Origin of the sequence: Streptomyces sp. NPDC058246, assembly GCF_042881985.1 — a bacterium.
In the GTDB taxonomy this organism is placed as follows: Bacteria; Actinomycetota; Actinomycetes; order Streptomycetales; family Streptomycetaceae; genus Streptomyces.
The window spans coordinates 1-8211 of the sequence record NZ_JBHVWZ010000064.1 but is presented as its reverse complement, the minus strand read 5'-3'; the positions used below and the strand labels follow the sequence as shown (position 1 = coordinate 8211).

The 8211-nt window shown below is 73.5% G+C and carries 5 protein-coding genes and 1 pseudogene; 3 read left to right on the top strand and 3 right to left on the bottom strand.

Annotation, left to right across the window (positions count from 1 at the left end; translation table 11 throughout):
- Nucleotides 1-111: 111 nt before the first annotated feature.
- Nucleotides 112-645 carry an SUKH-3 domain-containing protein gene (locus ACFVXA_RS40490; protein ID WP_390028704.1) on the bottom strand — a complete coding sequence of 178 codons (534 nt, stop codon included), beginning with the start codon at nt 643-645 and terminating at the stop codon, nt 112-114.
- 76 nt (nt 646-721) lie between these two features.
- On the bottom strand, nt 722-1225 hold the full coding sequence (locus tag ACFVXA_RS40485) for a YwqJ-related putative deaminase (RefSeq protein ID WP_362016047.1): 504 nt from the start codon (nt 1223-1225) through the stop codon (nt 722-724).
- Nucleotides 1226-1480: 255 nt separating this feature from the next.
- On the opposite strand from ACFVXA_RS40485, the gene ACFVXA_RS40480 reads away from it, so the two are divergent.
- The 3 genes from ACFVXA_RS40480 to ACFVXA_RS40470 all read left to right on the top strand — a co-directional run bounded on the left by ACFVXA_RS40480 (nt 1481) and on the right by ACFVXA_RS40470 (nt 6636).
- Entirely contained in the window at nt 1481-2467 is a 987-nt protein-coding gene (locus tag ACFVXA_RS40480; RefSeq protein ID WP_390028703.1) for an SMI1/KNR4 family protein, read from the top strand.
- Nucleotides 2468-2474: 7 nt separating this feature from the next.
- Nucleotides 2475-5444, top strand: a complete 2970-nt coding sequence (locus ACFVXA_RS40475) for an SUKH-4 family immunity protein (RefSeq protein ID WP_390028702.1) — start codon at nt 2475-2477, stop codon at nt 5442-5444.
- A 304-nt stretch (nt 5445-5748) separates the two neighbouring features.
- On the top strand, nt 5749-6636 hold the full coding sequence (locus ACFVXA_RS40470) for a cellulose-binding protein (RefSeq protein WP_383741210.1): 888 nt from the start codon (nt 5749-5751) through the stop codon (nt 6634-6636).
- Nucleotides 6637-7182: 546 nt separating this feature from the next.
- Here ACFVXA_RS40470 and ACFVXA_RS40465 read toward each other — a convergent pair.
- Nucleotides 7183-8211: pseudogene (locus tag ACFVXA_RS40465) on the bottom strand (cation acetate symporter); the annotation flags it as partial.

The following is an 8211-nucleotide window of genomic DNA, read 5'->3' as shown; positions in this document are numbered from 1 at the left end:
GCCCGTCCGGCGTTTGAGGACGAGGCCGTTCAGGCCGATGCGGGGGTCTGGGGGCGGCAGCCCCCAGGAACAAGGGACGGGTAGGGGCGGAGGGGCGAGGGAGTTCTTCGGTCAGCCGGCTGTGAGGCGGGGTGGTTCGGTGCCGGTGAGGAGGGTGGTGAGGGCGGTGTCGATGTCGGGGCCGAGGTACCAGTCGCCGGTGTGGTCGAGGGCGTAGACGCGGCCCTCGGCGTCGACGGCGAGGAGCGCCCGCGTGTCGGACTCCTCGCCGAGGGGGCAGACCTCGGTGTCCAGGGCGCGCCCGAGGTCCCCGAGGGTGCGTGCCATGTGGAGGCCGTGCAGCGGGTCGAGGTGCAGGCTGGCGGGGGCGAGCGCCCGGCCGGGGGCTTGTGAGGTGACCCGGAGGCCGCCGAATTCCGCCCATGCCTCCACCGCCGCCGGGAACACCGCATGCCGGTGCCCGGCCGGCGACGCGTGTCCGCGCAGCGCGTCGGCCCAGTACTCGGCCTGCTTTATGTCCCAGCGCCCGGGCTGCCACCCCGCGGAGCGCAGCGCGGCGTCCACGGGGACGGAGAAGCGGGCTGGGGGTCCCCCCTGCTCGAGCGGGGTCGAGGGCTTGGGGAAGGAGGAGCGGTCGGCGTGCATCTGCCCTTCGTTCGTCGAGGGTTGGGACATCGGCGTGACGGACGCCGTCGTACGTGAGCGGGTGGGGTGGAGGCGGTTACGCGTCCGTCGCGGTCGGGTCGACGATGCGTACGCCGAAGTGGTCGCTGAGCGCCGTGCAGGAGCGGCAGGGCGCTGCGAAGCTGCCGTGCAGCGGGTCGCCGTCCTCGCGGATCCGGCGGGCGGTGAGTTTGGCCTGTTTGAGGGCTTTGCGGGCCTCGCCGTTCGTCATCGGTTTGCGCGCGGCGCGCTTGCTGCGGGCGGCGTCGACCGTGGCGATGTGGCGGGAGATGAGGATCGCCTCGGCGCAGCGGCCGGTGAAACGGTCGCGTTGCGCGCTGGTGAGGGTGTCGAGGAAGTCCTGGACGAGGGGGTGCAGGGCGGGGGGCTGGTCGCCGCGCGCCGCCGTGCCGGTGAGGGTGGCGCCGCGTACGGAGAGGGCGGCGGCGACGGTGGGGAGTATGCCGTCGCGGCGGTGCAGGAGGGTGGGGGCGTGGGGCGTCTCGGCGCTGCTCCAGCCGACCCGAGGGTCCCCGGACGTGCCTGTATGCATCGCGTTCATGATCTTTTTTCCCTCCCATGCATCCCCCGGTGCGGAGACAGACTGCCAAATGGCGTGGCGGGTGCGGAAGCTGGGGCTGCGCGACACGCCCGGTCTTCGTCGTACGGTCACGGCGGGGTGACGGCAGGTCACGGAACCGGAGGCCCGGTGATCGGTACGGAACCGGAGGCCCGGTGACCGGTGTCGTACAACCGCATAGGCTGTCGACATCCACGATCCGTATCGCTTTTGAGAACGCCGCAGGGGGCAACCGCCATGACGACAGGTCGGCTCGGGCAGCAAGCCGCGCCGCCGAACGCGGCCTACGCCGGGCAGGTCGTGCATTTCCCGGATCCGGTCCGGGCCGCCCGTCACCCCAGAGGCGTACGGGTCGACGAGCACGGCTACCCCGACTTCTCGCTCTACGCGCGTGCCGCCGCCGAGATCGCCGAGCCCCCGGAGGGTTTCGGCGTCGACGAGTTGCGGCTCACGGACTATGTCTCCGCGAACGCCGCGCTGGCCGCCACCGGTCACGACCTGTGGGACACGATCCCGTCGGTGGAGACCCCGCACGGCTGGACCTGGCATCACGTCCGGGGCACCCGGCGGCTCGAACTGGTTCCGGTCGAGGTCAAGGCGCTGCTGCGGCACCACGGCGGCATCGCGACCGCGTCCGTCGACCAGGACAAGCGGGGCACACGGCCGTTGCAGGAGACGCGGCCCGCGCACTTCGGCCTGCCGAAGTCGGCCGTGGCCGTGACGGAGCAGCAGGTGCTGGGGGTCGAGGAGGATCTCGGGTACCGGCTGCCGGGGGCGTATCGGTCCTTCCTGAAGGCGGCCGGGGGGTGCGCGCCGGTCGGCGCCGCGCTCGACGCCGAGCTGGGGCTCCTGGTGGACCAGCCGTTCTTCACGGTGCGCGAAGAGGCGGCCGTCAACGACCTCGTCTACGTCAACAAGTGTCTGCGCGACCATCTGACCAAGGACTACTTGGGTGTTGGCTTTGTGCAGGGCGGTCTGCTGGCCGTGAAGGTGAAGGGCGACGGGATCGGTTCGGTCTGGTTCTGCGCGTACGACGACGCCCGTGACCAGGACGCCTGGCCGCCGGCCGAGCGGGTGCAGCGGCTGCTGCTGCCCTGTGGCGACGACTTCGACCAGTTCCTGTCCCGGCTCGCGGGCAATCCGCCCGAGCTGGAGACCGTGGCGAACCTGATGGTGGACGGCGGCTTCGCGCGCGCCGTGCCCGTTTCTTCGGTGGGGGAGTGAACTTCCGATGGTGACCTTCGCGCAGGCGCAGGAGCGCGCGGAAGAGTGGATCAACGGGGATGTGGCCTCGTATCAGCATCGTGAGGTGCGGGTGCGGGAGTTCGAACTCGGGTTCGTGGTGTGGGCCGAGGACCGTGCCGAGGGGCCGCGTTCCGACGGGGGCGCGCAGCGGCTCGTCATCGCGCGCGACAGCGGGGAGGCCACGCTGTGGCCCGCGCTGCCGGTCGGTGAGGTGATTCGCCGGTACGAGGAGGAGTACGGGGTACCGGACGCGTCCCCGGAACCGGCGCCGGCGCCTCCGGCTCGCGTCGACCTGAACCAGACGTCGTTCCTGTTGAGTCCCCCGGAGTGGCTGCAGGAGGCCGCTGACAAGTTGGGGATTCCGGATCGGCGGGAGGGGGCTGGGGCTGCGTCCGGAGGTTCTGGGGCTGGCTCGGGGGCGAGTTCCGGTGCGGGTGCGTCCGACGGGGCTGGGGGTCGGTCGGTCGGTGCCGCTGCCGCTGCCGCTGCCGCGGATGCTGGTGTGGGTTCGGGCGGTGGGGTCGGCGAAGGGGCTTCCGGGAGCGGGAGTTCGGTGCCGGGTGTGCCGGGTGTGCCGGGTGCGTCTGGGCACTCCGGGGCGCACGGGGTGCCTGCCGCGCCGGGGGTGCCAGGGCATTCCGGGGCGCACGCTGAGCCTTCCGCGCCGGGAGTGCACGCCGCGTCTGCCGTGCCGGGGGTGCCGTCGGCTCCGGGTGGGGGCACGCCGTGGCCCGCGGCCGCTGCCGCCGATGAGCCGGGCTCGGGTCCGCAGGACGCGGTGACGCCGGGGGTGCCCTCCGCGGCGACCCCGTGGGCGGGGACCGACACGAACGCCGACGCCGGTGATGACCGTTCCGTACCGCTGCCGGCCACCGTCTTCGCGCCGCCGCTCACCGATGTCGACGACGCCCCGCCGCCCGCCGCGCCGCCGGAGGCCAAGACCGCCCTGATGTCCGGGGGCAGCCAACTTCCGCGCACGGCGCTGGCGCCCGCGGTCGACGAACCGAACTCCCTTCCGCCGACCGGCCCTTCGCAGGGTTCCGGTGCGCAGGGCGCGGGTGCGCCCAGCGGTCCGCCGGTGACGGGGTCCGGTGCGCCTCAGGGCGCGACTCCGCCGGTCGCGCCCTCGTACGGTTACCCGCAGGGACCCGGCGGTCCGCAGGGCACGCCGCCCCCGGGTGCGCCGCCTGCCTACGGGTTCCCGCAGGGGCCGGGTACGCCGCCCCCCGGCGCGCCGCACGCCCCCGGTACACCTCCCGCGCCCTCGCGCCCGCTGCCTCCGAACGCCGGTGACATCGCCGACGCCGCGACCAGCAAGGCGCAGGCGCCGCCTCGGGGAGCGCGCGGCGGTGGAGCGAGCGCGCCGCCTCCGCCGAGCGCCCCCGGTGTGCCGGGTGCGCGGCCGGGGAGCACGCCTCCGCCGTCCGGGCCCGGTGCTCCGGGCACCCCCGCCGGCGGGTACGTGCCGACGCAGCTCGTCTCGCAGCTCGGTCCGGACGGACCCGGGGGGCCTGCGGGTCCGCCTGCCGCGCCCGGCGTGCCGAGCGCACCCGGGGCGCCCGCCGCTCCCGGCGCGCCGCAGCCTCCTGGTGGTACGCCGCCTCCGGGTGGTGTTCATCATGCGGCGACGATGTTGGCGGGTCCGGCGGTTGGTGGTCCCGGCGCGCCGCAGCCTCCGGGCGCCCCCGGTGTGCCCGGTGCGCCGGGCGCATCTGGCGTGCCTGGCGCTCCCGGTGTGCCGAACCCTCCGGGTGGTACGCCCCCGGGTGGGGTTCACCACGCCGCGACCATGCTCGCCGGCCCGCCCGTCGGTGGACCCGGCGCGCCGCCGCCACCGCACGCCCCCGGCATGCCCCCGGGCGCTCCCCAGCCGTTGCCCGGACAGCCCATGCCCGGACAGCCCATGCCCGGACAGCAGATGCCGGGGCAGCCGATGGTTCCTGGGCAGCAGCCGCCGGCGTATGGGTATCCGCAGGCGGGGCAGCCGACGGTGGGGCCCGGTTATCAGGCCGTCTTGCGGTATCGGGCGCAGGACGGTTCCGAGCAGCAGTTGATTCGGCGTTCGGCGCCGGGCACGCCGCACCCGGAGTGGCAGATGCTGCACGAGTTGCGGGCGATGAATGTGCCGCCGCAGCAAGTGCTGGAGCTGCACACGGAGTTGGAGTCGTGTGAGCTGCCGGGTGCGTACTGCGCGCGGATGATCAGGGAGACGTGGCCGCAGGCGCGGATCACGAGCATCGCGCCGTACGGCACGGATCACGCGAGCCGTCAGCAGGGCATGCACCAACTTCTGGCGCATCAGGGCGAGTTGCATCAGGTCGCGGACGGCCCGGCACGCCCCGCGCCGGTGCGGGCCCCGATCCCGCCGGTGCAGCCCGCGCCGCCTATTCCGCCGGAGGCGATCGGACAGGAGCTGGCGGCGGCGTTCGGGCCGGGGGTGTTCCGGTTCGACCAGACGGCGGTGTCGCGGCAGGGTGTGCCGAACATCGTGGCGCACACGCTGGTGGTGGCCGGACTCCCCGTCGACATGGGCCCGTTCTTCTGGGCGCAGGCCCAGCCGGGCCGTCCGGTGCCGACGCTCGCGGAGCTGGCACAGGAGCGTGGGGTGCAGCCGGCGCCGGACGCGGGCTCGTACCTCGTCATGGGCAGCGACTTCGGCAAGGCGATCTGTGTCCAGTACGGCACGGCGAACATCGTGGCCGTGCCGGTGGAGGCGGGGCCGGGCGGTGCGCCGGTGCCGCCGCAGTTCGTGAACACGGGTCTGCCCGAGTTCGCGCGCTGCCTTGCCCTGCTCGGCCGTATGTGGCGGCTGCGCTTCGGCCTCAACCAGGAGCAGGCCGGCCGCTGGACCGTCGACTTCCAGGCCCAGCTCGCCTCCCTCGACCCGGCGGCCCTCGGTTCTCCGGAGAGCTGGTGGTCGGTCCTGCTGGAGCAGATGTGGGACGGCCTTTTGTAGGCAGGCGGCCTCAGGTATGAACGAGGCGCTCGACCCGGGTGACGGGTCGGGCGCCTCGTTCGTGTGCGGTGCCCAACCCCGGTGACGGCAGAGGCGGGACCAGCACGGCGTAGGCGCTCGGGAGCGCCGAACAGCTCCTCTCGGTGCTGCGTCGTGACACCGTGATTCCGGCTTCTGATCTCAAATGACGCATCCTTGACCGGATGGATGGGCGGAGTGTCGCGTTATGAACACTTACGTCCGATCCATCAAGATGTGCGCGAAATCTTCATTTCGTGTGTGTCGGGCGGAGAGGGGTTCAAGGATGAGCAGCGCATCGGTGTCGCCGCACGGCTTCATGGCCGTACGGGGGCGTGGTTACTGTCCCGAGCAGGTCGACGCGTACGCCGGGGCGCTCTCCCGGGACCGCGATGCCGCCTGGGAGCGGGCCGCCCGGCTGACCGTGCTGGCCAAGGACATGGGCGCGGAGGCGGAGCGGCTGCGGGGCGTCGTGGCGGGGCTCGCTCCGCAGACGTACGAGACCCTTGGCGAGGGTGCCCGGCGGATCTTCGAACTCGTCGAGGAGGAGGCCGAGTCCGTACGTGACGCCGCGCGCCGCGAGGCCCAGCGGGCCGTCGACGAGGCCGCGGCTGCCGGGCGACGGGTGCACGAGGCGGCGCAGGCCTACGCCGACGAAGTGCGCGGCGAGGCCGAGGAACGCGCCCGGCAGCGGCTGCTCGCCGCGGGCGCCGAGGCCGACGGGATGCGGATCTCGGCGCGCCGCGACATCAAGGAGAACCGTGGGGAAGCGTTGGCCGCGCTGCGTGAGGTGCGGCAGGGGACGGAGGCGCTGCTCGCCGAGCAGGAGAAGGAGCATGCCGAGCTGTGGGCCGAGGCCGAGCGGGAGGCCGCAGAGCGGGAGGCCGCGTTCGACGCGCACCACGCCGAGCGCCTCGCGCGCGCCGAGGCCGCGCTCTGTGAGGCGGAGCGGGCTCTCACCGAGGCCGGGGAGTCGGGCCCCCGATTGCAGGAGGAAGCGGTGGCGCGGGGTGAGGAGCTGATCGCGGAGGCGCGGGTGCGGGCGGATCGGATCGCTCGGGAGACCGAACGGGTGCTGCGGGAGCATGGGGAGCGGTGGGATGACGTACGGGCCCAAATGGACCACGTACAGACGAGTCTGACGACTCTGACGGGGCGGGCCCCAGCAGAGTAGCTGGGCGCCTTGCCTTCGCCGCTCCGGCCCGCTCCGCGGCCCTGCTCCGCCGCTCCGCGGCACCCCTGCGCCCGCTCCGCGGCACCCCTGCGCCCGTTCCGCAGCACCCCTGCGCCCGCTCCGCGGCACCCCTCCGCCGCTCCGCGGCACCCCTGCGCCCGCTCCGCGGCACCCCTCCGCCGCTCCGCGGCACCTCTACGCCCGCTCCGCGGGCTGTTCTCCGCCGCTCCGCGGCGGGTTTTCCCACCCGCCCACCCGTCTCGGTCGGATGGAGGGTGGGCCGCTTGCCGCTTCGGCCGGCGTCTCGGGGGGCGGGGAGGGGACAGCCCCTCGTCGTGTCTCGACGGGAGGGGAGGGCCTGCCGGCGTCGGGGTCTCGGCGCGAGGGGAGGGTGCCGGCCGGCGGCGTTGTCTCGGAGTGCGAGTAGAGGGCAGGCCTCGTCGATGTGTCGGTGGGCGGGACGGGGCCTGCCCTCGTCGTGTCTCGGCGGGACGCGAAGGGGGCCTTGGGGCGTGAGTGCCGTCGGGGCGGGACGGCGTCGTGGGATCAGTCGCCTCGTCGCACCGCCCCCGCCAGGATCCAGCCTTCCACGGCCTCGTATTGCCTCCTCTGTTCCTCCGACTTCCTTCGGCCGGAGGCCATGGTGCCCAGCCAGCCGTAGGCGAAGCCGAGGGGGATGGAGACGATGCCGGTCGTGGTGAACGGGAACCAGTTGAAGTCGGCGTCGGGGAAGGCGGAGGTGGGGGAGCCGGAGACGAGGTTGGTGCCCGGCATGAGGACGAGGACGGTGAGGGTGCCGCCGATGAGGGTGGCGAGGAGGCCGCTGCGGGTGTACCGGCGCCAGAAGAGGCTGTAGACCAGCGCGGGCGCTATCGCGGAGGCGCCGAGGCAGAAGGAGAGGGTGACCAGGGGTTGCAGGCTGTGGTGTTGGACGAGGGTGGCCAGGAGGATCGCGGGTGCGCCGACCGCCAGGGCGGAGAGGCGGGCCAGCAGCATCTCGCGGCGCGGTGACAGCTCGTCGTCGTGGCGACGGCCGCGGAACAGGCGGGCGCGGGCGAAGACGTCGTGGGCGAGGGAGTTGGCGCAGGCCAGGATCATCCCGGCGACCGAGGCGAGCAGGGTCAGGAAGATCGCCGTCGTCACGGTGGTGAAGAGGAGGGTTTCCGCGGTCGAGACGTCCGGGCCGAACGCGGCCCTGGAGCCCAGCAGATACGCCGTGTTCCCCTGAGGATCAGCGCCCGCGATGACCTGGCGCCCGATCAGTGCCGTCGCGCCGAACCCGATGACGCTGATGACCAGTACGAACAGCGCCACGCACGGCACCGCCCAGGACATCGAGCGGCGCACCTGCCGGGCGCTGCCCGCCGTGTACATGCGCATGGTGATGTGGGGGAGACAGGCCCCGCCGAGCACGACCGTCAGCTCCGAAGTGATCATGTCCAGGCGGGGGTTGGGGCCGCCCGCGAACTGCAGGCCGGAGTGCAGGAACGCGGCGCCCACACCGCTGTTGTGGCCGGCCGCGTCGAGCAGCACCCCGGGGTTCCAGTCGAAGCGGTGCAGGATGAGTACGGCGAC

Bases quoted from the DNA above. Each gene is read 5' to 3' on its own strand.
- ACFVXA_RS40475 (WP_390028702.1), top strand. From the start codon at position 2,475: ATGGTGACCTTCGCGCAGGCGCAGGAGCGCGCGGAAGAGTGGATCAAC.
- ACFVXA_RS40480 (WP_390028703.1), top strand. From the start codon at position 1,481: ATGACGACAGGTCGGCTCGGGCAGCAAGCCGCGCCGCCGAACGCGGCC.
- ACFVXA_RS40490 (WP_390028704.1), bottom strand. From the start codon at position 645: ATGCACGCCGACCGCTCCTCCTTCCCCAAGCCCTCGACCCCGCTCGAG.
- ACFVXA_RS40470 (WP_383741210.1), top strand. From the start codon at position 5,749: ATGAGCAGCGCATCGGTGTCGCCGCACGGCTTCATGGCCGTACGGGGG.
- ACFVXA_RS40485 (WP_362016047.1), bottom strand. From the start codon at position 1,225: ATGAACGCGATGCATACAGGCACGTCCGGGGACCCTCGGGTCGGCTGG.